Raw genomic sequence first — 25,641 nt, 5'->3', positions numbered from 1 at the left:
ACTCGCAGGCTGCGACTTCCGAGCCTTCGTTCGCTCCGCTCACGAAGACACTCCTCCCTCCCCTCCGGGTCGGTCGTCGGCCCGCTCGCTCACCCGTCGGGTTCGCTCGCGGTCAGTATCTGGGTAACCGCCTGCCCCCGGGTCGGACGGCTCTCGCGTTGCTTGAGCCGTCCTCCCGGCCACTGGTCACTCGAGACGGCTACGTCCGAGTAATACGGTATTACTGGTCAGTGAGTTATAAATTCCTGTGGAAATACCCCTACTCCGTTAGGGAATTTCGCTTTTCCGATGCGTCAGGTACCGGATTGTATGGCAAAAATCCACACACGCCGACGCGCACTGACACTGATCGGAACTGCGGGCGGGATCGCGCTCGCCGGCTGTATGGGTGGGAGTGACGACGGCAGCGAGATGGGCGGTAACGAGTCGGGAGAGGAGATGAGTGACGACGAGATGGCCGATAACGGAAGCGACGAGACAATGGCGAACGTCCGCGTCGCGCACCTCTCGCCGGATGCACCGAACGTCGACGTCTACGTCGACGGCGACACGGTCCTCGAGGATGTGCCCTACCGGGATGTCAGCGACTACCTCGAGCTCGCGCCGGGCACCTACACGGTGATGATCACGGCTGCAGGTGACCCTGATGCGGTCGTGTTCGAGGACGACCTCGAGATCACGGACGGGGCGTTCACCATCGCGGCGCTTGGCGAACTAAGCGAGACGAACCAGCTGTTTGCACCGACAGTTCTCGAGGACGATCGCAGCGATCCGGGTGACAACGCACGCGTCCGCCTTGTGCATGCCTCGCCGGACGCACCCGCTGTCGATGTCACGGTTGGTGACGGCGAGACGGTCTTGTTCGACGACGTGGCCTTCGGCGAGGCGGCAACGACCGAAGTCCCCGGCGGGGACTACACGCTCGAGGTCCGACCGGCGACCGAGACCAACGACGGCGACGTGGTCGCGACCGTCGACACCGCACCCGAGACCGGCAGTGTCTACACCGCCTTCGCGGTCGGCTACCTCGAGCCTGACATGGCACCCGCCGACGCGCCGTTCGACCTCGAGGTCGTGACGGACGCCTGATGAGGGTCGGTCGTGACCCGATATCGAGACCGTTCAGTCGCGCCCGTCGACGGCAGTTCTGAGCCGGTCGATCCGCGTTTCGGTGTCGGGGTGTGTCCCGAAGATTCCCCGAGCGATGACCCGCCGGGTCCGGTCAAAAAAGCGGTGCTCCTCCCACGGCGGCGGGACGATCGAGAACGCCGCGGTAGACCGGTGGTCGCGCAGATCCGTCGCAGGCCGCCGTTCGAGTTCGGCATCGAGCGTCTCGAGCGCACTCGCGAGGGCGGCCGGATCGCCAGTGATCGCGACAGCACCGTCGTCAGCGACGTACTCCCGATAGCTCGAGACGAGGGCGACACACCACCGGCTCACCGCGTACGTGACGGCTGCAGGAATCGCGAGGACCGGGTTCGCGACGTGGCGATCGACCGTTGCGCTCGCGTTCGCCGCGGGAAGGGCGAGACAGGTCATCACGGCCGCATCCCGGTGTACGACGTGTGCGAGTTCGTGTGCGAGCGCCGCTTCGAGTTCCCGGTCATCGAGGCTCTCGAGCAGCCCACGGGAGACCACGATCGTCGACGTCGCGGGTCGGTAGCCGACCGTGATAGCCCGCGGGGTGGCACTCGAGCCGATGCGAACCGTCGGCGTGGGAACGTCGGCCTGGGCTGCGAGCCGGCCGACCGTCGCCTGGAGGGTCGCCAGGTCGTGGTCGTCCGCTCTGGTCGTGGCCGTGGCTCGCGACTCGCGTCGCTCGCCCCGCTCGAGGTCCCGAAGCACTGCGCTCTCGCCAGCGTATTCGGACCGAACCGTGGTGCCGACGTGTAGCCCGACGATACAAAGGCTGCCGACCGCCGCCAGTCCAGGAAGGTGATAGACCGTCGGAACGACCGTCGCGGCAGCGAAACAGAGACCGAGGACGACGATGCCTGCGAGCGTGACGCCGAAATAGCCGGACGCCGGTCGATCAGTCAGTTCGCTGACCCCCTCGAGCACGCTGCGCATTTCGGTCGTGATCCCGACGGGCTCGTCTGCCGCCGTGTTCGTGGGCTCATGCACCGAATTCCCGGCGCGCTCCGTCTCGTCCGCGTTCGACCAGTCGACCGCCGTGTGGAGGAGCCAGCCGACGAAGACGGCAGCGACGAGAATGCCACAGACGAGTATCGCCGCTCTAAGTGAACTCCCCAGGACCGAGACGAGCAGGTACCCGGTCGCGACTATCGACGACAGAATCACCAGCAGATACGTGACTGCGACGACTTCGGCCGCCATCTCCGTGGAAGCGTGTTCGCTCCGTACCACGCGAACAGCACAGCCTACCGCGAGTACCAGCCCGCCGTAGACGACGGCGGTGGGGACGACAGCGAGCGACGAACTCCCAAGCCCGAGCGTAAAAATGACGTAGGGAACGACTATCGCCACTCCGGACGCGAGACCGAGCAACATGACCTCGATGGCGACAAGCAGTCCCATCGCGAGCGCGAGGAGTACCACCGAGACTGCCATGCGCCCCCAGAGAGCGGCCCGCACGCGGGTTCTCTTCACGACCCGCTCACCTCGAGCAGTCGATGATGGCCCCACCAGTGCGCGTCGACGAAGTCGCCGCCGTCTACTGATCGCCCGACCATCGTATCACGTGGTTCGGTTCGACGATCAATACTGTTCGGATTTTCGAAATTAGTCCGCCCGCCGGCCCAGCCGCTCGATCGTCCCGGCCAGTATGTCGACCCCGTGGCCGATGCTCGCTTCGTCGACGTCGAACGTGGCAGTATGGTGGCCGCCGGGGTGATCAGTACCGACACCGACGTAGCAGGCGCTGCCGCCGCGTTCCTGGACCGCTCGCATGAGATAGGTCGCGTCCTCGCTGCCGCCGAGTTCGTCGCGCTCGAGGACGCGCTCGACGCCTGCCGTCTCGCCGGCCACGTCAGCCACGATCGAAACGAGTTCGTCGTCGCTGCTCGCGCTGGGTGCTTCGGCACCGGTCTCGATCGACACCTCGCAGTCGTGCATTTCGGCGGCACTCCGGAGCACCTGCTCGGCCCGGTGTTTCATATACTCCATCAGGTCAGTCGTCTCGCCGCGCACTTCGGCGACGATGCGAGCCTCGTCAGGGATGACGTTGGCGGCGCTGCCACCCTCGACGACGCCCGCGTTGACCCGCGTCTTGCCGTCGTTGTGCCGTGGGATGGCATAGAGGTTCTGGACGGCCGTCGCCATCGCCTGCACGGCGTTACGGCCCTGTTCCGGATGGCCGCCAGCGTGGGCCGATTCGCCCGTGAACGCGGCCTCGAGATGCGAAACCGCGAGGAAGCCGTCGATCCCCGCGACGACTTCGCCGGTCGGGTGGTCGAGCCCGACGTGCATTGCGAGCAGGGAGTCGACGTCTCGGATGTGCTCGCTTTCGGCCATCGACTTGCCGCCGCCGACGACTTCCTCAGCGGGCTGGAAAAACACCTTCAGGGTGCCCGCAAAGTCGCTGTCTGCAATTCGCTCGAGGACGCCGATTCCGATCGTCGCGTGGGCGTCGTGGCCGCAGGCGTGCATCGCACCCTCGTGTTCGGAGCGAAAGCCGGCGGCGGCGGGCTTGTGGGACAGTTCCGCGGATTCGGGTCGCGGGAGGCCGTCGATGTCGACGCGCAGGCCGACGGTCGGCCCCTCACCGCGTTCGATGACCGCGACGGCACCCGTGTAGCCGCCTTCGAGCCGCTCGAGCGTGGCAGTATCGACATCCGTCTCGTGGGCCTGCTCGTACCAGCGGGTCAGCTCCGCATCGTCGGGGACCGCCAGCCGGTGGTCGCCCGCGATCGCCTCTGGTCCGACATGGAGGGCATCGAGGTCGTCGCCGAGGCGCGACTCGAGTTCGTCGACGATCCGTGCAGTCGTATAGAATTCGCGCCAAGCAGGTTCGGGTCGCTGATGCAGGTCTCGCCGGAGGGTTACGAGGTCGTCCGCGGTCATGGTACTCTCTCCGCGAGACTGATAAAAAGCTCTGACGGCGGGTTCGCTCGACGCGGTGTAAAAAGCCCTCAGTTGCCGCGGCCAGCGCCGTGGATCTGCTCGACTTCGGCCTCGATGTGGACCGAATCGGGGAAGTTCTGCGAGGCGATGTTGCGTGCGAGATTGTCGTGGCCGTGAATCTCGAGTTCACGAGTGAAGACGGTGTAGTCCCACGAGGAGAACCGCCGATCGTCGTCGGCGTGGAGTCGGCAGCGCTGGGGAACCGAGAGTCGCTCCGGCGGATGCGAGTGGGGGCCTTTGAGTGCTGCGCCCTTTCGCTCGGCGGTGGTTTTGATGTCCTCGACGATACCATCGAGTGCGGTGCGATCGCCGCTCTGGAGCGTCAGACGGGTGACGAAGGTCATGGCTGGTGCTGTCGAATAGGTCGACGGTGGGCGCGTAAAAAGTTGCTGAGATCGGTCGATACCGATCAGGCGCGGTGAACGACTGCGGTCGATCGGCCGGGGATGGCGTGAAAATCACGCCTACAATCAGCAGACGCTGGACGAACAGTCCGATATTCTCTTAACGTCGCATCTGTTAGCCTACTTAATGGCAGTCGAAGCTACGAGCGCAGGCGCGATCCTCTTCCGCGATACGCGGGGCCGGCGCGAGTATCTTCTACTCAAGAGCCGCCCAGGCGATTGGGAGTTTCCCAAGGGCGGTGTCGAAGGAGATGAAGAGCTACAGCAGACGGCGATCCGCGAAGTAAAGGAAGAGGCAGGGATCGAACAGTTCCGGTTACTCGACGGCTTTCGCAAGGACTACGACTACGTCTTCGAGGCGAACGGCAAGACGATTCACAAAACCGTTCACCTCTTTATTGCGAAATCGTTCGAGGCCAGCGCGGAACTCTCAAACGAACACCGCGACCTCCAGTGGCGCGACTACGAACAGGCGATCAACACCGTCACGCAGGACGGACCACGAGAAATCTTGGAGGATGCCCACGAGTTCTTAGACGAACTCGAGGACGAGGAAGAGTAGGGTGGCGACGGCTCATACCGCGATGCCGACATCGGACAAGTCAGTGTCCTGATCGTCGCTGTCGTCCGCAGTTGCAACCTCATTGTACCACCGATAGTAGCGCTGCTGATTAGCCACGTCACTGCTCAGCACGAAACTTGCTACCGCTCCGTACTCTCCTCTCATCGAAAGTGTTTCTTATCGCCAATGAGTCCACTGGTTGTGAACGAGACATGTTAGAAGATGGACTCTCATATCCGGTTCGGGGCGACTGGGCCGGACGGATACTGATCGGTGGCGGACTCGTACTCCTCTCAGTGTTACTGTTTCCTGCGATTCTCTTGACCGGCTACTGGATCCAGGTGCTCGAGAAGACGGTTGCCGGCGACGAGAACCCACCGAAGTTCACTGAGTGGGGCGACCTCTTCGTGAAGGGCCTGGCCGGGACGGTCATCGGACTGGCGTATGCGATCGTGCCGACGGCCATCTATTCGGTGGTCGTATTCGGCTTGATCGGCGTTGGGTTAGGGCTTGGCGGTGATGGTGGTGGACTGATCGCCGGTATCGGGTTCATGACGGTCTTTGCAAGCATTCCACTGATGCTGATCATCTACTACATCGTTCCCGCGGGGCTGACCAACTATGCTCGCGAAGGGTCGATCAGCGCAGCGTTCGACATGAGCGCGATCAAGCCCGTTCTGCTGAGCACCGACTATTTGTTGGCGGCGCTCTTTCCGATGGCCGTGGCCGTCGTGCTCACGATCGTCAACTCGGCACTGATACTCACGTTCGTCGGTGCGTTACTCGTGCCGTTCGTTGGGTTCTATGCGAACGTCGCGATCTTCCGCATGTTCGGCCATGCGTTCGCGACAGCCACCACGACCGGAACGTCGCGGTCGACTTCGACACCCACCACGTTCTGAGGCCAGATCGACTGCGGTCGAACGTCGCTTCCGGTTTCGTTGGTGACTCGATCCCGACAGCGACACGTCGAAACCGAAATGAGCACACCGTAGTACACATGTCGGTCCCGACCCTATCGCGAACAGTGCAGCGCGACCCCGGACACGAATTCGGATTCGAGTTACGGGCCTGCCGATGGGCCGAACTGGCGTGGCCGCCAGCAACCGCTGCCAGCGACGACACCGTGACCGTCATCGCCCGCCAGCTCGGCACTAAACGCCGCCGCTGGGACACCATCGTGCTCGAGTGTGATCCCGAGGCCCTCAGTCGCCGCGCTCGATTCGGTCCCGACCGACTCGACAGCGATCTCCTCCACATCGTCCGGAACGCCCCCGCCGAGTGGACCTACTACCGCGACGCCCTCCCATATCCCGGCTACCCGTGGCGATACGTCCGCGAGGCGATCCACCGCGCCGACGACCGCGGGAGTATAGAGACGCGAAAGTCGGGCAATCGCATCGAGATCCGCCGAAAATGGGCCTATCCCGACTGGCTCGAGCGGATCGTCGCGATCGAGAACAAACCGGATCTCGATGCCAGCGCCGCCCGTGCGCTCGGCGCACAACTCGAGTACGACGTCGCCATGGGGCTGGCCGACGAGGTCTGGGTTGCAACCCGGACGACAGGAGATACCGTCGAGCCCGCCCTCTTCGAGGACCTGCCGGTCGAAGCGGGGATCCTTACGCTCGAGCCCGAGAGTCTGACCGCCGATGTCGTCTGGTATCCCCGAACGCTGGCGGTTGACGAACCGGGAACGAGAATTCTCGAGCGCCCCGAGGGCGGCGCTCGCGACGCATCGGCGGCCCGGTTCGAGTACGTCGATCCCGAGACGAAAGCCGACACACGGCTCGCGATCGCCGAACGCGCCTACGAACGCGGCTGGCGTTCCTTCGTCGACACCATGCGTCCCGACTGCCGGCACTTCCAGTTGCGCGCTCGAGGTGCAACGCAAGCGCTGCCGTACTGTGCTGCTACCGATCGCTGCCAGACGGCCGCCGAGTGTGGTGGCTCCTGTCCTCACTTTGAACCCGAGCCGCCGACCTGGCGCACCCGTGGCTGGCCGATCGAAGGAGGTCCCGGAAAACGGCTCCAACAACTGCTCGCCGAGCGTCGCCGTCGCCGGCGGCCGGGTCTGTAACGAAGCCGGCAGCCACAATCGGAGGTGACGAACTTACTCGGCGACGGCGACCTCGAGGTCGTCGCGCTCGACGGCCAGCCGGAAGGTGGGAACAGTGCGGTACTCGACCTCGACGACGCCCTTGCGGCGCAGACTCTGGAGGCCCGAGCGGACGTCCTCGGCGTCGGGGTCGACGTCGTATTCGTCCTGAAGGTTGTGAAGCACCGAGACGACGCTTTCGGATCGCTCGCCAGGGGCAGCCAACACCGCGACGATTTGGGCTTGCAACTCGGGGACGCGGATTTTGGAGGGGATTCCGTCGGCGTCAGGATCGCTCTCGATGCCCGGCTCGACGTCGACCAGGTCAGCCGCTTCGGCGGTCGCCCGGATCAGGCTGTTGTCGTCCCGAAAGTAGTAGTCGCCGAGTTCGTTCTCCAAGTACTGATGGACCTCGCTGCCACTGTCCATATCCCAGCGCTCCTGCAGCTCGGCGTTCTTCGTCGGCTGTAGCTCCACTACGTCCGCCAACCGGTCTGTGGCCTCCTCCGAGAGCGTCATCGTGAAAGCGTATGTGTATCCGCTACTTTTGCGTTGCGTCCCGTCGTGTTCCGATCACTCGCTTCCGAAAACCGGCACTGGGGCCGTCGTTTCGAGCGTCTCCTCGACCTGTGTGTAGACTAGGATCGCCCCGAAGACGGCGAGAACGGACCCGAAGACGAACGGCACTCTGAAGCCGAACCCGACCAACGCACCCGACGAGAGCGGGCCGGCAGCGATCCCATAGCCGAAGGCCATCGTGAGCACCGATAGCTTCGAACCCGATTCCCCTTTCCCGGCGAGATCGCCCGCCAGCGCCAGCGACGGGACAAAGACCATCGCGGCCGCAACGCCCTGAAACAGCCGCGCGACGAACATGAGCATCGACGAGAGAACGAATCCCTGGACGAGCGTCGTCGGAATCAACAACACCATCCCACCGATGATAAAGGGCCGGCGACCATACCGATCGCAGGCTCGCCCGATCGGCGTCTGGAGGGCAACCTGCGCGAGGATAAACGCCGCAAACTGCAGGCCGAACCAGGTCGCGCCCTGCTCGAGCCGAGCGTTGACCTCGGGTTGAATGGTCGCAAAGAGCGCGATCCCCGTGGCCATGAAAAACGACGCGAGGCCCAGCGTGAAGATCGGATCGAGCAGGTTCGGGCCCGTCCGATCGCGGATCGGGATCGAGAGGTCCGCACCCGCGTTCGCCGCCGTCGACTCGGGATCGGAGACGAGCACCGTCACCAGCACGTAGCTGATCGTCGCCGTGATCGTAGCAATGTAGAACGCGGCGTCGAAGCCGTTGACCATCACTCCGCTGGGGAGCGTGTACGGGCCGAGGTTGACGACGGCACCGGCGACCGCAGGGCCGGCTCCAAAGCCGACCAACCGAAAGGTGTTGTAGACGCCCATGTTCCCGCCGCGATCGCCGCTCGAGGCGAGTTCGTTGACGAGCGCGACCGACGCCGGAATGATGAAGGCGACGCTGACCCCCTGCAGCCCGCGGATGACTAACAGGGAGACGTACGTCTCCGCGAAAACGTAGGCGATGTTCGTCAGCGCGAGGCCGGCGAGTCCGGCCAAAATAAAGGGCTTGCGCCGGCCGAGCCGATCCGACAGCCGGCCCGTAACCGGCTGAAAACTACTGTTGAGAAAGCCGAACAACGAGAGGATCACCCCGATGATCAGCGACTCCTCGAGACCGAAGGCCGTCCCGCCGACGATGCCGCTCGTGACATACAGCGGAATAACGATGATCAGAAACGAGTTGCCGATCCCGTCTGCCATCCGGGCACCCGCCAGCGCGAGCACCCGTCGATCGACAGCAAACGGCGCGATAACCCGCTCGACGACACTCCGCATGGATCCTAACTGTGTGCCCCCACCCGATTACAGTTTCGACGGGACAGATTGGTGTCCGTGACAGTACTGCCACGCACAGCAGAAGTACATACCATTGGACTGCGTTTCTCCACCCATGCCTGAAGTCAAACTCAGCCGCATCGAAGCTGTCTTCGCGGACCTCGAGTACCCCGTCACAACCGACCAGGCTGCCGCCGAACTCGAGGATACCACGCTCCTGCTTGCAGACGGCGAGCGAAACCTTGGCGCGCTCATCGAACGCAGCGGCAGCGACCGCTTCGAGTCGGCCGCAGACCTCAAGTCAGAGCTCCACAACGTCCTTCCACGCGAGGCCGTCGGCGAGCCGTATCAATCGGAAGGCGAAGGCTAACTGCCACGCAACGGGCGTGGAGCCGAGCCCGATCAGCGGGCCTAAACGCGTGCCTTAAGTCGCTCGACGCTCGTAGCCCGGACAACGATGGAATTCTGCGACGAATGCGGTTCGATGATGAAAGCCGATAACGGCATCTGGGAGTGTGGCAGCTGTGGCTTTACGAAGCCGAAAGGCGACGCCGACCAGTACACGCTCACCGAAGACCAGGAAGCCAGCGAGATCATCGAATCCTCCGAAGAGACCTCGCTGCCCGAAACCGACGCCATCTGTCCCGAATGTGGCAACGACCGTGCCTACTGGTACATGCAACAGATCCGCTCGGCCGACGAGTCCGAGACGCGCTTTTTCATCTGTACCGAATGCGAGCACAAGTGGCGCGAGGACGACAACTAACAACCGTTTACCCTGCGGTCTGTCACGCTGGCGGCTTCGCCGCACAGCGTGACGTCCCTCGGTAAACGGTTGATCAAACGCACTCCTCCTTCCCCGATGGGTCAGTCGTCGGCCCGCTCGCTCCCGATGGTCGCTCGCGGCGAACGGCTGTAAAGCGCCTGCCATTCCCCGAGTCGCGGGCTCCGCGCGTTACTTGGAGCCCGCTCCCGGCCACCGCTCGAGAGCGTGGCAACTCGAGACAGTACCTGCGACGAAAGATCCGATCGGCGATCGTCACCGGCGCTCGAGCAAAGAGAAACCGCGAGAGAGCACGTTACTCGTTGCGCGCGATCGTCAGGTAGCCGGTGTGGCCGACGGGTGCGGTCGACGGCCGCGAGCCCCGATCGTCGAACTGCATCTCGCGCTGGATCGTCTCGCGCGTGGCCACGTCCGAGAGCCCGACTTCGTGGGCTGTCTCGACGACGTCACGAGTCGACTCGATGAACGGGCTGTAGACCGCGACGAACCCGCCGTCGACGAGCAGCTCGGGTGCGTGTTCGACCATCGTCGCCGCATCGCCCGTATCGAGCGTCATAACGTCGAACGACGCGGGCTCGAGATCCTCGATCTGTTCGGTCACATCGCCAGTTCGGACGTCGACAGCATCAGAAACGCCGCCCAGCGACATGTTCTCGCGGGCGACGTCAGCGAAGTCGGCATCTCGCTCGTAGGTCACCACCGATGCGCCGGCGCGGGCCATCATCGCCGCGAGCACGCCCGTGCCGGTGCCAGCGTCGAGGACCCGGTCGCCGCGAGCGATACCTGTCTCGCCGATCACCAGCCCGATGTCGCGGGGGACCATCGGCGCGCCGGTCCGCTCGAAGTGATGGAAGAGATCCGGGCCGCGCAGTCGACGCACCTGGAACTCGTCGCCCAGATGCGTCTCGACAATGTCGCCCGACTCGACGTCGTCGGGAACCTCGAGCACGCCGAGGTCGGTCCCCATCTCGTCGCCGGGTTCGACGAGGAACTCGCGGTCGCCGCGGACGAGCAAGACCGGCATGCAGTCGTGGTCGGTCTCGGCGTCTCCCTCGGCCGTGTCGCCGTCACCGCTCACGCGGGTCACTCGAGGGACTCGACCGCTGCGGCGAGGTCGCCGTCGGTCGCTTCGAGGGCCTCGCGGGCCTCGTCCTCACTGACGTCGGCTCGCATCGCAACGAGTTCGACGTCGTCGTCGGGGATCGACGAGCCAGCGTCGTCGTCAGCCCCAGTGCCGCCGGCTGAGCCGGCTTCGACTTTCTCGGGCGAGCCGATGACCTGGTAGGTCTCCTGGCCGCGGGCGTCCATCTTGGTGACTTCGGCGTCGCTGAACACGAGGTCGTGCTCTGCAGTGCGGATGATGACCTCTTCGGCGTCGATGTCCTCGACGTCGATTCCCATCTGTTTCATCATCTGTTCCATTTTACGCGGATTGAGTCCGCCGCCGCCTCCTCCAAACATACTCGCCACGTCGCCGTGAGCGACCTTTTACTTTGTCGTTCGAGGATCGCTACCCGGGTCGCCGAGCCGATCCATCGGGCTCGAAACGGGGTCGATGACCGACGGGTTCAACCGGCACTAGTGCGTGCCATTTGGCCATGGCCGACGAATTCGACGCGCTGCTCGAGGCGCTCGAGCTGAAAGACGAGTTGCGGACGGGCTGGGTCCTCCGCGGGATCGACGCGCCGGAGTCGGTGGCGGCCCACACGTGGGGTGTGGCGACGCTGTGCCTGCTGTATGCAGAGCAGGCTGGCGACGCCGTCGAGCGGGACCGGGCGGTCGCGATGGCGCTGGTCCACGACCTCGCGGAAGCGCGCACGGGGGATATCCCAACTCGTGCAGATGACGAGCACCAGCAGGTGTCCACAGAGGAGAAGACGGCCCGCGAGCGGGCGGCGATCGCCGAGTTGCTCGAGCCGTTCGACGCCGATGGCGAGTTTCGCTCGCTCTGGGAAGAGTACGAGACTCGCGAGACGCCGACCGCACAGTTCGTCAAGGACATGGATCTGATCGACAACTGCCTGCAGGCACTCAAATACGAACGCGAAAACCGATACGACGACGCCGAGGAGAACACTGCCTTCTCGCAGTACGAAAACCTAGACGAGTTCTTCGCTACGGCTGCACCGCGGCTCCACACTGAGATCGGTGAGACGCTATTTGAGGAGACCAAGACACGATACGAACGAGAGATCGGAAGAGAGTGCCAATTATAGTCGGCTGCGGTCGCCGCCCGTCTGATTACGACTCAGCAGGCGCGCCTTCGCGCACGTTCACCGCCATTCCCGTCTCGAAGTCCCGGATTGCCCCGGCATCGAGTTGTGCCGTGCCGACCGCGAGCAACTCGCCGCGTTCGTGAACGACCAGCACCTCGTCACCCGGCCGGATCTCGTCGCCGACCTCGCAGACGAACTTCGCGAAGACGTTCTTCTCGTCGCGAACGAACGGCTCGCTCTCGTCGTCGACGACGACGCGATAGGCGGGATGTGGAAGGGCAGCGTCGAGTCGGTGACCGCCCTCGAGACCCAGCGTAAACCGGCCGTCGGTGCCAAAGGAGACGATCCGCCCCGATTCGGCGTGGACCTGCTGTGGGCGACCAGAGGTTGTCCGTTTGATCGTCAGCGATTCGTCGGGTGGGAACAGTGCCGCGCCCGCACCAGCACCGAACTGATAGTCAGCGATGGTCCGAAGCTGGGAGAGGCCGGCACTCCCGTCTGCTGGCTCGCTCATTACCCGACGGTTGGCCTGCCGGATCGAAAGCCCTTCGACCTGCCGGCGTGGTGAGCGTAGACCCGATGGGTGGAGAGTGATACTTATAAGCGTTCGCTCGAGTGCTCTTGGCAGGACATGGACGTTACGCAAATCGGCCTCGGAGCCACCCTACTCGTCATCGGGACTCTGACGCTGATCGGGCCCGCCACACTGGCCACCGGACCGCTTGCGTATCTCGTGACCGGGTCGACGTTGTTCGTGACGGTCGCTGCGCTGTTGTTCGGACTGTGGCAGCGCCAGCAGCCGACGTAGTCCTGCCTCGAGTGGGACAGACGCGTTAGAGCAAGAAGGTCTCGTGGCGCTCTTCTAAGTCGAGGAACGAATCGGCCGCATCGATGAGCTCCTCGGCCGTCGAGGATTCGAAGGCCATCACTTCGACGCGGACGCCCTCGTGGCGCAGGTGCGAGCAGAGCCGCGAGAAGTCGCCGTCGCCCGTACAGAGGACGATCGTGTCGACGTGATTGGCAAGCGTCACTGCATCGAGGCTCATCCCGACGTCCCAGTCTGCCTTCTTGGTGCCGTCGGCGAACGTCTTGATGTCCTTGATCTTTGGTTCGAAGCCGATGTCGATCAGCGCCTCGAAGAAACTCTCCTCCTCGGGAGCCTCGGCGCGGATGACGTAGGCGATCGCGCGCGTGAGCTGGCGGTCCTGCACGGCCTTCTCGAGCAAGGCCGAGTAGTCGATATTACGGCTGTGGAGACTCTGTGCTGTATGATAGAGGTTCTGGGCGTCGACGAGCACGGCGACGCGCTGCCCGGGATGAATTTCCGTCACGTATCTGCATATCGCGTGCCAGTGTAAAAAGTCGCGTCGGTCGCTCGTGACCGGCGACGACGGCGCTCCGGTTAGCGGCGGAGTTTCTCGATGCGTTTTTCGGTCGGCGGGTGGGTCGCGAACACCTTCTGGAGGAGCGAGCGATCCGCATTGAAGATACACAGCGCGCTCACGCTGTCGTCGAGCTGTGACTCACGGCCCTGCGATCCCTTCGAGATCTTCTCTAAGGCGCGAGCGAGCGGGTCGCCGCTGCCGATGTACTGGCGGGCGTCGTCGTCGGCGACGTACTCGCGATAGCGCGAGATGGCCAGCACGAAGACCATCACGAGCATCTGGGCGAGATTCGAGATGAGCATGCCGACGAAGATGCTGCCGATGTTGCGGTCGTCGCCCATCATGTAGACCATGTAGGCGACCCAACCGACCATCATCCCGACCGACTGGCCGAGCACCATCGTGAGGACGTCACGATTCTTGATGTGGGCGAGTTCGTGGGCGATCACGCCCTCGAGTTCGTCACGCTGGAGCAGCCGGATGAGTTCCGTCGAGACGACGACGTAGCCCTTGCCCTTCCGGCCGGTCGCGAAGGCGTTGGGAACGCCCATCTCCATGACCATCAGCTTCGGCTTGTCGATGCCCATGTCCTGGGACAGTGACTCGGTCATCCGATGGATGTCCTGATACTGGCCGTCCTCGGGCATCGGCTCGGCACGTCTGGTCGCCGACCACGTTCCGATCTTGTACTGAATGGCCGGCAAGACGAGTAGGCCGAGCAAGACCAGCGGCCACATACTGAGGCCGAACATCGCCAGGCCGAAAGCCCCGACGAGCATGTAGAATGCAAACAGGATCGAACCGACGATCGCCATTCGCACTTTCAATCCAAAGTCCGTCATAGGAACCAGTACGTAGTGAGACGGGATAAATTACGTGAAGGAGACTGTTCCTTTCTAACATGGGTCGATCAACTGTTGAGCAAAGACAGAAAAAATAAGGCAGAGTAGCGCAACGAAACGGATATGCGCCACGTCGCTCGACCGACCGTCGGTCCCGTCGTGAGCGACGTCCCTCCTCGTTCTAAACGTAAACGTGCGTGAGTGTGCTCGCGGCGGGCGTGGCATCCCCGTCTCGGGTACGATTCGACCGCGCACGACCGACTACTGACCACCCACCGACCGGAACCGATACACCCTACCGGTTGGGGACCGAGACACGACCCAACGACGATACATGACAGCACTCGACCTTTCGGGCGTCTACCCCGCAATGTGTACGCCCTTCGACGAAGACGAACGGATCGACTACGAAACACTGCAGCAAGACGCACAGCGGCTCGAGGAAGCAGGCGTCGACGGGCTCGTCCCCGTCGGCTCGACCGGCGAATCGGCGACGCTGACTCACGACGAACACGTCCGCGTCGTCGAGGCAGTCATCGAGGCCGTCGACGACGTGCCCGTCATCGCGGGCACGGGATCGAACAACACACGTGAGGCACTCGAGCTCTCCGAACGCGCCGCGGACGCCGGTGCCGACGGCCTCCTGCTGATCTCGCCGTACTACAACAAGCCCGAACAGCGCGGGCTGATCGACCACTATCGGACGATCGCGGACGCGGTCGACCTCCCACAGATCGTCTACAACGTCCCCTCGCGGACGGGCCGCAACATCGAACCCGACACGGCCGTCGAGCTCGCAAGTCACGAAAACATCGCGGGCTTCAAGGCCGCCAGCGGCGACCTGGGCCAGATCGGTGAGATCGCAGAACGGACGACTGACGAGGACTTCGCGGTGCTTTCGGGCGACGATGCACTCACACTGCCGACGATCTCCGTCGGTGGCACCGGGACGATCAGCGTCGCCGCGAACATCGAACCCGAACGCACGTGTGCGATGGTCGGCGCGGCACTCGACGGCGACTACGAGCGCGCCCGGGGGCTCCACCACGAACTCGGCCCGCTGTTCCGCGAACTCTTCGTCGAGACCAACCCGATCCCGGTCAAGGAAGCCATGCAGATCCGCGGCTACGGCCCCGCTCGCATGCGCTCGCCGCTGACTCGGCTGGCAGACGAGTACCGCGAGGGGCTCGAGGCCGTCCTCGCCGACTTAGAGCGAGACTCGGCTGCGGTCGCCGACGCGGCGGAGGGTGATCGATGACGGTTCGGCTCGGCATCACCGGCGCGACAGGCCGGATGGGCCAGGAAGTAATTGCCGCCGCGACGGGCCGCGAGGACTGCGAGGTCGTATTCGCGGTCAATCGAGACCCGGACGGCGAGACCGTCGACGGCGTCGAAATCGAGCCCGCAGCCGAGTTCGACTCTCTGGTCGCCGAGCGCGAGCCGACGGTCGTGATCGACTTCACCGGGCCAGAGTCGGCCGTCGAGTACGCCGAGACCTGTGCCGACGCCGGCGTTGCCTTCGTCACCGGGACGACCGGCTTCGACGACGCGGGACGAGCAGCGCTCGAGGCAGCAAGCGAGGACACACCCGTCCTCCACGCGCCGAACTTCGCGCGCGGCGTCCAAGCGCTGGTCAACGTCGTCGGCGAGGCGGTCCAGAACCTGCCCGGCTACGACGTTGAACTCGTCGAAACCCACCACAATGGCAAGCGCGATGCCCCGAGTGGGACCGCAAACCGCCTGCTCTCCGAGATCGAAGCCAATGGCGATTTCGGCGAGCGCACGCACGGCCGCGAAGGCGATGCGCCACGCGAAGCCGGCGAGATCGGCGTCCACGCGCTGCGGGCGGGCGACATCACGGGCGAACACGAGATCATCCTCGCGGGCAACCACGAAGAGGTCCGACTAACCCACCGCGCCGAGGATCGCGGCGTCTTCGCCGCTGGCGCGGTCGACGCGGCGGTCTGGATCGCAGGACGGAAGGCAGGCAGCTACGACTTTGCGGACGTGATCAGCGAATGAGTGCACTCGAAACCGAGATCGACGAGCTGTGGGAGCGCAAGCAAAACGGCGAGATCGACGCCGAAACCGCCGGCGAAGACGCGTACGCGACGCTGGATGCCTTCCTCGACGCGCTCGAGGCCGGCGAGATCCGCGCCGCCGAGAAATCGGGCGGCGAGTGGGAGGCAAACGAGTGGGTCAAGCAGGGCATTCTGCTCAACTTCGGCCTGCGCGCGACCGAGCCTCGCGAGTATGGCGGTGTCACGTACAACGACGTCCTGCCGCTTGCGGACTCGAGCGAGTACGGCGACCGCGGCAGCCGCAACACGCCCGACGGCACCGTCGTCCGCCGCGGTGCGAACATCGGCTCCGACTGTATCCTGATGAGCCCCGCCTTCGTCAACATCGGCGCGCGCATCGGCGACGGCACCCTCGTCGACTCCTGTGACACCGTCGGCTCCTGTGCGCAGATCGGCGACAACGTCAAACTCGGCGCGAACACCCTCATCGGCGGCGTGCTCGAGCCGGTCGAGGACGCACCGGTCATCGTCGAGGACAACGTCTCGCTGGGCGCTGGCTGTCGGGTCACCAGCGGCTTCGTTGTCGGCGAGAACAGCGTCGTCGGCGAGAACACGCTGTTGACCCCCCGCATCCCGGTCTACGACCTCGTCGAGGACGAAGTGCTGTACGGCGAACTGCCCGCCGACCGCCGCGCCTTCACTCGCTTCGTCGAGTCCTCAGTCAGCGACCACGACCTCTTCGACGGCGGCGCGTACAAGCCAGCCGTCGTTGCGACTGATCTGGAGACGGAGACGCTCGAGGCGACCGAACGCGAAGACGCGCTGCGCGAGTAGTCGTCTCGGCAGTATCGCAATTTTCGGGACTCCGTTTCTCTGTATTCGATTCCGGACCCGAAATTCTCGAGAACACCACGAAAGCCCCTTTTACTCTCGACTCCCGGGACTCGCTGCGGTTCTCACTCGTTCACTTCGTTCACTCGTTGTGGTCCTTGCATCGTCCGGGTTCGTCGAGAGCAAAAGCCCCTTTCAGTCCCACCCGCTGTAGCCCGACTGGCCAGCCGATATGGATGGGACTGAAAGGGGCCAGTTCGCTCGAGGAAGGCGGACGACGTAAGCACCGCAGGGAAGGAGCACTGCGACTGACCGAGGAGCACAGCGAGTCCACCGACTCGAGCGAACTGGGGGCTTTCGTGGCCGTTGCAGTAGCGTTAGTCGCTCACGGAACACGAACAGCGATCGAGAACCCAAACCCTTGAATCCTCGCGGTCACTTGAACGTGGTAATGACTGACGTTGGGGATTCACCGTCCGTCCGCCGCCTCTCCGCGTGGGATGCGGCCGAATTGCAGACGCTCGTCGACGACTACGGCTCGCCGCTGTACGTCCTCGATCTCGAGCGCGTCCGCCAGAACTACCGGCGGCTCGCAGCCGCGTTTCCCGACGCCGACATCCTGTATGCGGTGAAGGCGAACGCGCTGGGCGACGTCCTCACAACGCTGCGTGAGGAGGGGGCCGGCCTCGAGTGTGCCTCCGCTGGCGAGGTCCAGCGAGCGCTCGAGGCCGGCGCGTCCGGCTCCGAAGTCCACTACACGGCGGTCAACCCGCCGGCCCGGGACCTCGACTGGATCGTCGACACCTGGCGGGAGCATCCCGACCTAACCGTCACCGTCGGCTCCGAGGACACGATCGACCGGCTCGCCGACCGGGGCTACGACGGCCGGCTCTGTCTGCGGGTCAACCCCGGTATCGGTGCCGGCCACCACGAGAAGGTGCAGACCGGCGCGGCGGCGAAGTTCGGCGTCCCCGCAGAGCGCGCCGTCGACGTGCTCGCAGACGCCGCCGGTCGCGGCTTCGACGTCGTCGGGATCCACTCCCACGTCGGCTCGGGCGTCTCGAGCGACCAGCTCGACGATCACCGGGAGTTCGTCGCGCGGATGGGTGATCTCGCACGGAAAGTGAGTCACGTTGTCGGCGATCTCGAGTTCGTCGATGTCGGCGGGGGCTTCGGCGTGCCCTACCGTACGGACGAGGAACCGCTAGACCTCGAGTCAGTCGCGGACGCGACGCGAGAGGCACTCGGTGAGATCGACGCCCGATTGACGATCGAACCCGGCCGCTACTTCGTCGCGGACGCGGGCGTGTTGCTGACCGACGTGAACACCATCAAGGCGGCCCGCGACACGACCGTCGTCGGCGTCGACGCGGGGATGACGACGCTGATTCGACCGGCGATGTACGACGCCTACCACCCGATCCGAAACCTGACGGCTGATTTGGACGCCGACGAGCGCGAGATGATCCCGCAGACCGTCGCCGGCCCGATCTGTGAGAGCGGCGACGTTTTCTGTGCTGACCGCGAACTGCCGGCAACCGAACGCGGCGACGTCCTCGCGATCGGCAACGCGGGGGCCTACGGCTACGAGATGGCGAACCAGTACAACTCCCGACCCCGGCCCGCATCGATCATCCTCGCGGACGGCGATGCACGGCTCGCTCGCCGTCGTGAGACGGTCGACGACGTGACCCGACCTGAACGCGAGACGTGCGGCGGCACCGATGCGGATCGAAAGACCGACGACCACCCAGCGGCGAGCGACACCGACAACCAACGAGTACGATAGCACGATGACTGTTCCATTCCAGAAGTACCACGGCACCGGCAACGACTTTTTGATCATCCACGCGAACGAACACGTTCCCAATCGGGGCGCACTCGCCAAACGCGAGTGCGACCGAACCGACGGCGTCGGTGCCGACGGAGTGCTCTTCCTCGCGCTCGAGGAAGACTTCAACCCACCACGCGTCGTCATGACGCTGTTCCAGCCCGACGGCAAGACAGCCGAGATGTGTGGCAACGGCGCGCGCTGTGCCGCCGAGTGGGCCATGGAGCGAACTGGGACTGACAGCGTGATGATCGACACCCAGGCTGGCACGCTGCGGGCTGACCGCGACGGCAAAAACGTCGTCGTCGAGATGACCGACCTCACGTTCGACCCCGAGGAGGTACCGGTCGACGCCGACGAGCCGGTCCTCGAGGAGGAAATCGAGGGCCTCGAGGTCTCGGTCGTCAACACCGGCGTCACCCACGCCGTGAGTTTCGTCGACGACGTCGACGAGGTCGACCTCGAGGCCGTCGCGCCGCCGGTACGCCACGCCGACGTCTTCCCGGAAGGGACGAACGTCACCATCGCCAGCCCCGACGGCGAGGGTGGCTTCGACCAGCGCACCTACGAACGCGGCGTCGAGGGCGAAACCGACTCCTGTGGCACCGGCGCGGTCGCCATCGCCGTCGTGGCGCGCCGACTCGGGCTCACCGATGCCGATCCGGTCGACGTCCATCCGCCGGGCGGTGACCTGCAGGTGAGCTTCAACGAGCGCGGCCGGCCGACACTCGCCGGGCCAGTCGAGCACGAGTTCGACGGCGAAGTGACTCTCGAGTCGCCGGTCGAATCATGACGGGCGACAGCGCTGCTGACGGGGCCGCGAGCGCCGCCTTCGACCCCATCGGGTTTCTTGAGGCCGCCGTCCAGCACCCGTCCCACGAGGATGTCGGACCGATGCGCGAGTATCTCTGTGAGACGCTCGAGGCCCACGGCGTCGAGCCCCGCGTCGACGACGCCGGGAACGTGCTGGCGAGTCGCGGACAGCCGAGCGGTGACGCCGAGACGCACGTCGTGTTGAACACTCACATCGACACGGTGTCCCCACACGTGCCCTTCGAGCGCGACGCGGACGGTCCCGAAGCGGACGGGGGCGACGTGATCCGGGGCCGTGGCTCCTGTGACGCGAAAGGGCCGCTCGCGGCGCTGCTCGCTGCCTTTTTCGCCGTCGAGCCAACGGATGGCCGCGTCACGCTCGCGATTACCCCCGACGAGGAGGTGCTCTCGACGGGGGCCTACGCGCTGGTCTCTGGCGACGATGCGCCCACGCGGGACGCGGACGCAATGATCGTCGGCGAACCCACCGACCTCGATGTCTGTACGGCTGCGAAAGGGCGGTTTCAGGGAACGATCCACCTCTCGGGGGCCAACGCCCACGCCGCCGAACCCGACACCGGTATCAACGCGGTCGCGGCGCTTGAGGACGCTCTCGCGGCGATCCGCACCTTCGGTGAGCGCGACGATGCACCGCCGACCCACCCGCAACTCGGCGCGGCGACGCTGACCCCGACCGTCGTCGAGGGCGGCGAGGCGACCAATCAGGTGCCGGCCGACTGTGCGCTGACGGTCGACAGGCGGAGCGTCCCGCCCGAGACCGCCGACGAGTTCCACGAGGCGCTGACAGCGCATCTGCGGGCCGCGGTTCCCGACGATGTCGGTCTCGAGTTTCGCTTTACCGACCGGCCAACGCCGTTTCTCGAGGCCTGGGACACCGACCCTGACGCGGCGGTCGTTCGGACGCTCGCAGACGCGGCCGGCGGTGACGTGCGCCCGTTCACCGCGGCCACAGAGGCCTCGTATTTTGCGGCGGACGCTCCAACGGTCGTCTTCGGCCCCGGCGTCCTCGCCGACGACGAGGGCGCGGTCGCCCACGCCCCGCGAGAGTACGTGCAGGTCGCGGCCGTCCGCGAGGCGGCGCAGGCGCTCGAGGAGACGCTCGCGGCGTTGGTCGCGTAACCGGAGCAGACGGACGGCCCCTTCGGTATCCGATCGCGACCTGTTTCTCGCCGAGACGTACCGCTCGCGTGGTACACCGAACGATTTTGTCAACTGGAACCTAATTTAGTGTGGGTGAATGCCATGCAAAAGAACGTCGGCGGAATCGATCGGACCGGACGGCTCGTCATTGGCGCGATCGCTGTGTTAGCGGGTATCGCCGCGCTGATGGGCTACTGGGCCGTCGGAATCGTGACCGCGGTCATCGCGCTCCTCATCGGCGCGATCTTGCTAGTGACCGGAACGACCCAGAAGTGCCCGATCAATGACGCCGCTGGCGTCGATACGACGGAGTGATTGGGCCGACCGCGACGAGGATCACAGGGACATCAGCGCGATTGCCAGCACGCTCAGCGCAATGGCGGCAATTTTGCGCGGCGTGACGGTCTCCTCGAAGGCGAGGATTCCGACCAGCGAACTGACGACGATGAACAGCCCGTAGATCGGGACGACAATACTGACCGGCCCGAGCGCGAGCGCCCGGTAGTAGGTCAACAGCCCGATCGTCAGCAGGACGCCCATCGCGAGGATGTAGGGGGTACGCGGGTGGCGGAGATACGGCCCCACCGACAGGCCGCGAGCGCGGATCACGAGGCCGACCGTGAGAAACATCACCGAGTTCGAGAGGAACACCGCCAGCGTGCTGGGTAACTCGAGCATCGCGATCGAGAGCAACGGCGCGACCAAACTGTAGGACAGACAGGCGAACAGCGAGAGGGAGAGATAGCGACGCATCACTCCTCACCTCCTGCAGCGAGGTAAATCGCGGCCGCCGCGACGACGATGCCGGCCGCGCGGGTCGCGGTCAGGTCCTCGCCGAGAAAGACGATCCCGATGATCGAACTCCCGACGATAAAGAGCCCGTAGATCGGCACGACGACGCTGACCGGCCCGCGCTCGAGCGCCTGGTAGTACGCGAGGATGCCGGCGGAGAGGAACAGGCCGGCGACGTAGACGATCCCCGCCGAGGGGCTGGTGACGTCCGAGAGACTGCCGGTTCCCGTGACGACGAGGACGACCGCCGTCAGGCAGAGAAAGATCGTCGTCGAGAGAAAGAGCGCAACCGCGGGTGGCACGTCGGTCGTCACGACGCTCGTCAGCGGTGCCATCAGGCCGTAGGCAACGAGCGCGACGATCACCCAGAGAAGATACTCCATACACTCCCTCGAATAAGACCGATTAATATTGTCACGGTCCCGGAACCGGATTCCGGAACTGAGACTGGGGGTGGGACTGGTGATCGGAACTGACGGAAAACGCGCTCGCGGTTACTCGAGGTCGTCGACGAGTTCGCTCGCGACGCCGGTGTACCCTGCCGGCGTCAGCGCGTGGAGTTCTTTGCGGGCGTCCTCGTCGACGTCGAGGTCGTCGAACATCTCGCGGAAGTCCTCGATCGTAACGTCCTTGCCGCGGGTGACGGCCTTGACACGCTCGTAGGCGTCGGCCTGACCCTCGCGCCGGAGGATCGTCTGGACGGCCTCGCCGATGATCTCGGGAGTCGACTCGAGCTCGTCGCGCATCACGTGTTCGTTCGGCACGACCTTCGAGAGGCCGGCGGCGGTTTTGCCGTAGCCGATCAGACAGTGGGCGAAGGCACCACCGATGTTACGCTTGACGGTCGAATCGGAGAGGTCGCGCTGGAGCCGGGAGGTAGTGACGTAGTCCGCGAGGAAGGTCAGATCGGAGTTGGCCTTCGAGAGGTTACCCTCGCTGTTCTCGAAGTCAATCGGGTTGACCTTGTGGGGCATCGTCGACGAGCCCGTCTCGCCCTCGACGGCCTCCTGACCGAGATAGCGATCGGAGACGTAGAGCCACATATCCAGATCCAGATCGAGCAGGACGTCGTTGGCTCCGCGGAACGCGTCGAAGACGGCCGCGAGATCGTCACAAGGGTTGACCTGCGTCGTAAGCTCCTCGAACTCAAGGCCCAGGCCCTCGACGAACTCTTGTGCGAAAGCCTGCCAGTCGACGTCGGGGTAAGCGGCGACGTGGGCCGCGTAGGTGCCCGATGCACCGCCGAGTTTGCCACTCAGTTCGTCGGTCGCCTGTCGAATTCGGCCCGTGGCGCGGCCGAGTCGGGAGGCATAGACGGCCATTTCCTTGCCGAAGGTCGTCGGCGTCGCGGGCTGGCCGTGGGTACGCGCCAGCATCGGAAGATCGCGGTACTCGCGGGCCATCTCGGCAAGCGTGTTCTGGACGTCGTAGAGTTCGGGGAGGAGCACCTCGTCGACGGCGTCGCGGATGAGCAGCCGGTGGGCGAGGTTGTTCACGTCCTCGCTGGTCAGTCCGAAGTGGATCCAGGCGGATGCATCGCTGTTTTCGGGCAGTCGGTGGCGGACGAAGTACTCGACAGCCTTGACGTCGTGGTTGGTCGCCTCGAAATCGGCGTGGCCCTCTGTCTCGAGTTTCTTGATCAGGCGAGCGTCCTCCTCGGCGAAGTGGTTGTAGAGCCCGCGGAGGTGTTCGCGTTCCTCTAAGTCGAGTTCCAGCGGCGTCGCCTCGCAGTCGGCCAGTGCGATCAGGTACTCGACTTCGACGCGAACGCGGGCGCGCATGAGTGCAGCCTCGCTCGCGTACGGCGACAACGGTGCGGTCCGGCCACCGTATCGGCCGTCCAGCGGTGAAACGGCATACAGGGCGTCGGTCTCTGTCATAGTGGCCGTTCGTCCAGCGGGTCGCAAAAGCGTATCGAAACCAGTGGCCGCTCGATGCCACGAGCGTGCATACCTCTGCGGATCGGGGGCGAAATACAGTCAGAATAATACACGAATGTGGATACCTCGGTGTTCGAGACCGCAACCACTTTGCCGCTTGCGGGCGCGGGTTCGACCATGACGCGAATCGCCGGGATGGCCGGCAACCGAGGGCGCAACCTGTTGAACATCGCCGACCGAAAGCCGGGCGGAGCTGAGTTCGCCGTAATTCTGACGAACACCGAAGACGCACCGGTACTCGAGGCCGCAGCCGAACGCGGGATTCCCACCGAAGTCGTCCCGCTCGCCGAGGACATGAGCCGCCGCGAGCACGAGGAGGCCGTGCTCGAGGCACTGAGCGAGTACGAGTTCGACCTCGTCTGTCTGGACGGCTACATGCGGATCCTCTCGGATACGTTCCTCGACGAGGCACCGACGACGCTGAACGTCCACCCCGCCTTGCTGCCGTCGTTCCCCGGCATGGACGCCTGGGGCGACGCGCTCGAGGCCGGCGTGTCGGTGACCGGCTGTACGGTCCACGTCGTCACCGACGCGACCGACGAGGACGGCGCAGTCGTCGAGGACGAAGTCGACATGGGCCCGATCGTCACCCAGGAGCCGATCCCCGTCTACGAGGGCGACGACGAGGACACCCTGAAAGAACGCGTCCTCTACGAGGGCGAATTCCGTGCGTATCCCCGCGCCGTGAAGTGGGTCGCCGAGGACGCACTCGAGATCGATCTCGAGGCCGGCGAGGTCACGGTCGACGCCGATACGCCGACCGCACCTGACGCCGAGGGGCTGCCAGCCCGGCGGCTCACCGCGAGCGACCGCGCGGATACGCTGCGCTACGGCGAGAACCCCCACCAGGACGCCGCCGTCTACGCCGACTACACCTGCGATGAGGCGAGCGTCGTCCACGCCGACCAACTGAACGAGGGCGCGAAGGCCCTGTCTTACAACAACTACAACGACGCCGACGGCGCGCTCAACCTCATCAAGGAGTTCGACGAGCCCGCGGCGGCGGTCATCAAACACACCAACCCCGCAGGCTGTGCGACCGCGGACTCGCTGGCCGAGGCCTACGAGAAGGCCCTCTCGACCGATCCGATGAGCGCCTTCGGCGGTATCGTCGCGCTCAATCGAGAGTGTGACGCTGCAACGGCCGAACAGATCATCGACTCGTTCAAAGAGGTCGTCGTCGCCCCCGGCTACACCGACGACGCACTCGAGGTACTCTGCGAGAAGGAGAACCTCCGTGTGCTCGACGTGGGCCGCGAGGCGCGTAGCGCCTCGGATGCGAGCGGCGATGAGCCGCGAGCGCTCGGCGAGCAGACCGAGCGCTTCACGGAAAAGGACCTCGTCGGCGGCCGACTGGTCCAGGAACGGGACCTGCAGTCGATTTCGGTCGATGATCTCGAGGTCGTCACCGAGCGCGAGCCCACCGAGGAGGAACTCGAGTCGATGGTCTTCGCGTGGCAAACGCTCAAGCACGTGAAATCGAACGGGATCCTCTTCGCGGACGGCACCGAGACGGTCGGCGTCGGGATGGGACAGGTCTCCCGCGTCGACGCGGTTCGGCTGGCAGCGATGAAAGCCGACGAGCACGCGGAAGGCAAAGACGCCGAGGGCGCGGTCATGGCCTCGGACGCGTTCTTCCCGTTCCCGGACGGCATCGAAGAGGCCGCGAAGGCGGGCATCGAGGCAGTCGTCCAGCCCGGCGGCTCGGTCAACGACGAGGATGTGATCGAGGCTGCAGACGAACACGACATGGCGATGGCGTTTACGGGTCAGCGCTCGTTCAAGCACGATTAGTGCGGTAATCGAGCACGGCGCTCCCGTGAGCGAATGAAATGAGCGAGCGGCTTTTTTGGTCGAGATTTTTCGAGGAGGGGTTCGCTCACGTCGTTCGCGAACCCCTCCTCGAAAAAGGTCGATGCCGCGATGGCGTTTACGGGTCAGCGCTCGTTCAAGCACGATTAGTGCGGTAATCGAGCACGGTGTTCCCGTGAGCGAATGAAATGAGCGAGCGGTTT

The 25,641-nt window shown here is 64.8% G+C and carries 29 protein-coding genes; 16 read left to right on the top strand and 13 right to left on the bottom strand.

Going from position 1 to position 25,641, the window contains the following annotated elements:
* The first annotated feature begins 309 nt into the window (after window positions 1-309).
* Window positions 310-1,089, top strand: a complete 780-nt coding sequence (locus C476_RS01670) for a DUF4397 domain-containing protein (protein ID WP_008009215.1) — start codon at window positions 310-312, stop codon at window positions 1,087-1,089.
* 33 nt (window positions 1,090-1,122) lie between these two features.
* Here C476_RS01670 and C476_RS01665 read toward each other — a convergent pair whose 3' ends face one another.
* The 3 genes from C476_RS01665 to C476_RS01655 form a co-directional block, all read right to left on the bottom strand.
* The gene (locus tag C476_RS01665) at window positions 1,123-2,610 is read right to left on the bottom strand and encodes a M48 family metallopeptidase (protein ID WP_241430460.1); all 1,488 of its coding nucleotides are present in this window, start codon (window positions 2,608-2,610) and stop codon (window positions 1,123-1,125) included.
* 132 nt (window positions 2,611-2,742) lie between these two features.
* Window positions 2,743-4,023 carry an amidohydrolase gene (locus C476_RS01660; RefSeq protein WP_008009211.1) on the bottom strand — a complete coding sequence of 427 codons (1,281 nt, stop codon included), beginning with the start codon at window positions 4,021-4,023 and terminating at the stop codon, window positions 2,743-2,745.
* A gap of 68 nt (window positions 4,024-4,091) precedes the next feature.
* Window positions 4,092-4,427, bottom strand: coding sequence for an uS10/mL48 family ribosomal protein (locus C476_RS01655; RefSeq protein ID WP_008009209.1), 336 nt, complete (start codon window positions 4,425-4,427; stop codon window positions 4,092-4,094).
* Window positions 4,428-4,614: 187 nt separating this feature from the next.
* On the opposite strand from C476_RS01655, the gene C476_RS01650 reads away from it, so the two are divergent.
* From C476_RS01650 to C476_RS01640, 3 genes are all read left to right on the top strand, one after another.
* On the top strand, window positions 4,615-5,049 hold the full coding sequence (locus C476_RS01650) for a bis(5'-nucleosyl)-tetraphosphatase (protein WP_008009207.1): 435 nt from the start codon (window positions 4,615-4,617) through the stop codon (window positions 5,047-5,049).
* 212 nt (window positions 5,050-5,261) lie between these two features.
* Window positions 5,262-5,951: a DUF4013 domain-containing protein gene (locus C476_RS01645; protein WP_008009205.1), complete on the top strand. Its 690-nt coding sequence runs from the start codon at window positions 5,262-5,264 to the stop codon at window positions 5,949-5,951.
* A gap of 98 nt (window positions 5,952-6,049) precedes the next feature.
* Window positions 6,050-7,129 (top strand): DUF5787 family protein, encoded by a 1,080-nt coding sequence (locus C476_RS01640; RefSeq protein WP_008009203.1) that lies wholly within the window; start codon window positions 6,050-6,052, stop codon window positions 7,127-7,129.
* A 33-nt stretch (window positions 7,130-7,162) separates the two neighbouring features.
* Here the strand turns inward: C476_RS01640 and C476_RS01635 are convergent, their stop codons facing one another.
* Window positions 7,163-7,666 (bottom strand): DUF5797 family protein, encoded by a 504-nt coding sequence (locus C476_RS01635; protein ID WP_008009202.1) that lies wholly within the window; start codon window positions 7,664-7,666, stop codon window positions 7,163-7,165.
* A gap of 54 nt (window positions 7,667-7,720) precedes the next feature.
* Entirely contained in the window at window positions 7,721-9,010 is a 1,290-nt protein-coding gene (locus C476_RS01630; protein WP_008009200.1) for an MFS transporter, read from the bottom strand.
* A gap of 115 nt (window positions 9,011-9,125) precedes the next feature.
* Here C476_RS01630 and C476_RS01625 point away from each other — a divergent pair, with 115 nt between their 5' ends.
* Together C476_RS01625 and C476_RS01620 are read left to right on the top strand one after the other, a co-directional pair.
* Window positions 9,126-9,380, top strand: a complete 255-nt coding sequence (locus C476_RS01625) for a DUF5789 family protein (protein WP_008009199.1) — start codon at window positions 9,126-9,128, stop codon at window positions 9,378-9,380.
* Window positions 9,381-9,467: 87 nt separating this feature from the next.
* Entirely contained in the window at window positions 9,468-9,776 is a 309-nt protein-coding gene (locus tag C476_RS01620) for a transcription factor S (protein WP_008009197.1), read from the top strand.
* A gap of 313 nt (window positions 9,777-10,089) precedes the next feature.
* On the opposite strand, the gene C476_RS01615 is transcribed toward C476_RS01620, so the two are convergent.
* Entirely contained in the window at window positions 10,090-10,881 is a 792-nt protein-coding gene (locus C476_RS01615) for a methyltransferase domain-containing protein (protein ID WP_008009195.1), read from the bottom strand.
* Entirely contained in the window at window positions 10,878-11,255 is a 378-nt protein-coding gene (locus tag C476_RS01610; protein ID WP_049911535.1) for a nascent polypeptide-associated complex protein, read from the bottom strand. The genes C476_RS01615 and C476_RS01610 overlap by 4 nt, the downstream gene beginning before the upstream one ends.
* A 137-nt stretch (window positions 11,256-11,392) precedes the next feature.
* Here C476_RS01610 and C476_RS01605 point away from each other — a divergent pair, with 137 nt between their 5' ends.
* Window positions 11,393-12,010: an HD domain-containing protein gene (locus C476_RS01605; protein WP_008009192.1), complete on the top strand. Its 618-nt coding sequence runs from the start codon at window positions 11,393-11,395 to the stop codon at window positions 12,008-12,010.
* Between the two features lie 25 nt (window positions 12,011-12,035).
* Here the strand turns inward: C476_RS01605 and C476_RS01600 are convergent, their stop codons facing one another.
* Window positions 12,036-12,524, bottom strand: a complete 489-nt coding sequence (locus C476_RS01600; RefSeq protein ID WP_008009189.1) for a PUA domain-containing protein — start codon at window positions 12,522-12,524, stop codon at window positions 12,036-12,038.
* Window positions 12,525-12,641: 117 nt separating this feature from the next.
* On the opposite strand from C476_RS01600, the gene C476_RS18820 reads away from it, so the two are divergent.
* Window positions 12,642-12,818, top strand: a complete 177-nt coding sequence (locus tag C476_RS18820) for a hypothetical protein (RefSeq protein ID WP_008009187.1) — start codon at window positions 12,642-12,644, stop codon at window positions 12,816-12,818.
* Between the two features lie 25 nt (window positions 12,819-12,843).
* Here the strand turns inward: C476_RS18820 and C476_RS01595 are convergent, their stop codons facing one another.
* Both C476_RS01595 and C476_RS01590 read right to left on the bottom strand, forming a co-directional pair.
* Window positions 12,844-13,341, bottom strand: a complete 498-nt coding sequence (locus tag C476_RS01595) for a LabA-like NYN domain-containing protein (RefSeq protein WP_008009185.1) — start codon at window positions 13,339-13,341, stop codon at window positions 12,844-12,846.
* 71 nt (window positions 13,342-13,412) lie between these two features.
* The gene (locus C476_RS01590; RefSeq protein ID WP_008009184.1) at window positions 13,413-14,237 is read right to left on the bottom strand and encodes a M48 family metallopeptidase; all 825 of its coding nucleotides are present in this window, start codon (window positions 14,235-14,237) and stop codon (window positions 13,413-13,415) included.
* A gap of 334 nt (window positions 14,238-14,571) precedes the next feature.
* On the opposite strand from C476_RS01590, the gene dapA reads away from it, so the two are divergent.
* The 7 genes from dapA (at window position 14,572) to C476_RS01555 (ending at window position 21,209) form a co-directional block, all read left to right on the top strand.
* Window positions 14,572-15,495 (top strand): 4-hydroxy-tetrahydrodipicolinate synthase, encoded by a 924-nt coding sequence (gene dapA / locus C476_RS01585; protein ID WP_008009181.1) that lies wholly within the window; start codon window positions 14,572-14,574, stop codon window positions 15,493-15,495.
* Window positions 15,492-16,259, top strand: coding sequence for a 4-hydroxy-tetrahydrodipicolinate reductase (dapB, locus tag C476_RS01580; RefSeq protein WP_008009179.1), 768 nt, complete (start codon window positions 15,492-15,494; stop codon window positions 16,257-16,259). The genes dapA and dapB overlap by 4 nt, the downstream gene beginning before the upstream one ends.
* The gene (locus C476_RS01575; RefSeq protein WP_008009178.1) at window positions 16,256-17,092 is read left to right on the top strand and encodes a 2,3,4,5-tetrahydropyridine-2,6-dicarboxylate N-succinyltransferase; all 837 of its coding nucleotides are present in this window, start codon (window positions 16,256-16,258) and stop codon (window positions 17,090-17,092) included. Before dapB ends, C476_RS01575 begins: the two co-directional genes overlap by 4 nt.
* A gap of 448 nt (window positions 17,093-17,540) precedes the next feature.
* Complete coding sequence (gene lysA, locus C476_RS01570; RefSeq protein ID WP_008009176.1) at window positions 17,541-18,878, top strand: diaminopimelate decarboxylase; 1,338 nt, start codon at window positions 17,541-17,543, stop codon at window positions 18,876-18,878.
* Window positions 18,879-18,882: 4 nt separating this feature from the next.
* A complete protein-coding gene (gene dapF, locus C476_RS01565) occupies window positions 18,883-19,713 on the top strand; it encodes a diaminopimelate epimerase (protein ID WP_008009174.1) in 831 nt (276 codons plus the stop codon).
* Window positions 19,710-20,873 carry a M20 family metallopeptidase gene (locus tag C476_RS01560; protein ID WP_008009172.1) on the top strand — a complete coding sequence of 388 codons (1,164 nt, stop codon included), beginning with the start codon at window positions 19,710-19,712 and terminating at the stop codon, window positions 20,871-20,873. The genes dapF and C476_RS01560 overlap by 4 nt, the downstream gene beginning before the upstream one ends.
* 123 nt (window positions 20,874-20,996) lie before the next feature.
* The gene (locus C476_RS01555) at window positions 20,997-21,209 is read left to right on the top strand and encodes a YgaP family membrane protein (RefSeq protein WP_008009170.1); all 213 of its coding nucleotides are present in this window, start codon (window positions 20,997-20,999) and stop codon (window positions 21,207-21,209) included.
* Window positions 21,210-21,230: 21 nt separating this feature from the next.
* Here the strand turns inward: C476_RS01555 and C476_RS01550 are convergent, their stop codons facing one another.
* From C476_RS01550 to purB, 3 genes are all read right to left on the bottom strand, one after another.
* Entirely contained in the window at window positions 21,231-21,647 is a 417-nt protein-coding gene (locus C476_RS01550; protein ID WP_008009168.1) for an EamA family transporter, read from the bottom strand.
* Complete coding sequence (locus tag C476_RS01545; RefSeq protein WP_008009166.1) at window positions 21,647-22,069, bottom strand: EamA family transporter; 423 nt, start codon at window positions 22,067-22,069, stop codon at window positions 21,647-21,649. The genes C476_RS01550 and C476_RS01545 overlap by 1 nt, the downstream gene beginning before the upstream one ends.
* Window positions 22,070-22,180: 111 nt before the next feature.
* The gene (purB, locus tag C476_RS01540) at window positions 22,181-23,566 is read right to left on the bottom strand and encodes an adenylosuccinate lyase (RefSeq protein WP_008009165.1); all 1,386 of its coding nucleotides are present in this window, start codon (window positions 23,564-23,566) and stop codon (window positions 22,181-22,183) included.
* 177 nt (window positions 23,567-23,743) lie between these two features.
* On the opposite strand from purB, the gene purH reads away from it, so the two are divergent.
* Window positions 23,744-25,420: a bifunctional phosphoribosylaminoimidazolecarboxamide formyltransferase/IMP cyclohydrolase gene (gene purH / locus C476_RS01535; protein ID WP_008009163.1), complete on the top strand. Its 1,677-nt coding sequence runs from the start codon at window positions 23,744-23,746 to the stop codon at window positions 25,418-25,420.
* The last annotated feature ends 221 nt before the right edge of the window (window positions 25,421-25,641 follow it).

It is taken from the genome of Natrinema limicola JCM 13563, assembly GCF_000337475.1.
GTDB classification, from domain to species: domain Archaea; phylum Halobacteriota; class Halobacteria; order Halobacteriales; family Natrialbaceae; genus Natrinema; species Natrinema limicola.
The sequence above is the reverse complement of the archived record's forward strand: the minus strand, read 5'-3'. Positions and strand labels throughout refer to the sequence as shown.

Excerpts from the sequence above, each read along its gene's own strand:
- C476_RS01670 (WP_008009215.1), top strand. The coding sequence starts at position 310 with ATGGCAAAAATCCACACACGCCGACGCGCACTGACACTGATCGGAACT.
- C476_RS01660 (WP_008009211.1), bottom strand. The coding sequence starts at position 4,023 with ATGACCGCGGACGACCTCGTAACCCTCCGGCGAGACCTGCATCAGCGA.
- C476_RS01655 (WP_008009209.1), bottom strand. The coding sequence starts at position 4,427 with ATGACCTTCGTCACCCGTCTGACGCTCCAGAGCGGCGATCGCACCGCA.
- C476_RS01650 (WP_008009207.1), top strand. The coding sequence starts at position 4,615 with ATGGCAGTCGAAGCTACGAGCGCAGGCGCGATCCTCTTCCGCGATACG.
- C476_RS01645 (WP_008009205.1), top strand. The coding sequence starts at position 5,262 with ATGTTAGAAGATGGACTCTCATATCCGGTTCGGGGCGACTGGGCCGGA.
- C476_RS01640 (WP_008009203.1), top strand. The coding sequence starts at position 6,050 with ATGTCGGTCCCGACCCTATCGCGAACAGTGCAGCGCGACCCCGGACAC.
- C476_RS01635 (WP_008009202.1), bottom strand. The coding sequence starts at position 7,666 with ATGACGCTCTCGGAGGAGGCCACAGACCGGTTGGCGGACGTAGTGGAG.
- C476_RS01630 (WP_008009200.1), bottom strand. The coding sequence starts at position 9,010 with ATGCGGAGTGTCGTCGAGCGGGTTATCGCGCCGTTTGCTGTCGATCGA.
- C476_RS01625 (WP_008009199.1), top strand. The coding sequence starts at position 9,126 with ATGCCTGAAGTCAAACTCAGCCGCATCGAAGCTGTCTTCGCGGACCTC.
- C476_RS01620 (WP_008009197.1), top strand. The coding sequence starts at position 9,468 with ATGGAATTCTGCGACGAATGCGGTTCGATGATGAAAGCCGATAACGGC.
- C476_RS01610 (WP_049911535.1), bottom strand. The coding sequence starts at position 11,255 with ATGTTTGGAGGAGGCGGCGGCGGACTCAATCCGCGTAAAATGGAACAG.
- C476_RS01605 (WP_008009192.1), top strand. The coding sequence starts at position 11,393 with ATGGCCGACGAATTCGACGCGCTGCTCGAGGCGCTCGAGCTGAAAGAC.
- C476_RS01600 (WP_008009189.1), bottom strand. The coding sequence starts at position 12,524 with ATGAGCGAGCCAGCAGACGGGAGTGCCGGCCTCTCCCAGCTTCGGACC.
- C476_RS18820 (WP_008009187.1), top strand. The coding sequence starts at position 12,642 with ATGGACGTTACGCAAATCGGCCTCGGAGCCACCCTACTCGTCATCGGG.
- C476_RS01590 (WP_008009184.1), bottom strand. The coding sequence starts at position 14,237 with ATGACGGACTTTGGATTGAAAGTGCGAATGGCGATCGTCGGTTCGATC.
- dapA (WP_008009181.1), top strand. The coding sequence starts at position 14,572 with ATGACAGCACTCGACCTTTCGGGCGTCTACCCCGCAATGTGTACGCCC.
- dapB (WP_008009179.1), top strand. The coding sequence starts at position 15,492 with ATGACGGTTCGGCTCGGCATCACCGGCGCGACAGGCCGGATGGGCCAG.
- C476_RS01575 (WP_008009178.1), top strand. The coding sequence starts at position 16,256 with ATGAGTGCACTCGAAACCGAGATCGACGAGCTGTGGGAGCGCAAGCAA.
- lysA (WP_008009176.1), top strand. The coding sequence starts at position 17,541 with ATGACTGACGTTGGGGATTCACCGTCCGTCCGCCGCCTCTCCGCGTGG.
- dapF (WP_008009174.1), top strand. The coding sequence starts at position 18,883 with ATGACTGTTCCATTCCAGAAGTACCACGGCACCGGCAACGACTTTTTG.
- C476_RS01560 (WP_008009172.1), top strand. The coding sequence starts at position 19,710 with ATGACGGGCGACAGCGCTGCTGACGGGGCCGCGAGCGCCGCCTTCGAC.
- C476_RS01555 (WP_008009170.1), top strand. The coding sequence starts at position 20,997 with ATGCAAAAGAACGTCGGCGGAATCGATCGGACCGGACGGCTCGTCATT.
- C476_RS01550 (WP_008009168.1), bottom strand. The coding sequence starts at position 21,647 with ATGCGTCGCTATCTCTCCCTCTCGCTGTTCGCCTGTCTGTCCTACAGT.
- C476_RS01545 (WP_008009166.1), bottom strand. The coding sequence starts at position 22,069 with ATGGAGTATCTTCTCTGGGTGATCGTCGCGCTCGTTGCCTACGGCCTG.
- purB (WP_008009165.1), bottom strand. The coding sequence starts at position 23,566 with ATGACAGAGACCGACGCCCTGTATGCCGTTTCACCGCTGGACGGCCGA.
- purH (WP_008009163.1), top strand. The coding sequence starts at position 23,744 with ATGACGCGAATCGCCGGGATGGCCGGCAACCGAGGGCGCAACCTGTTG.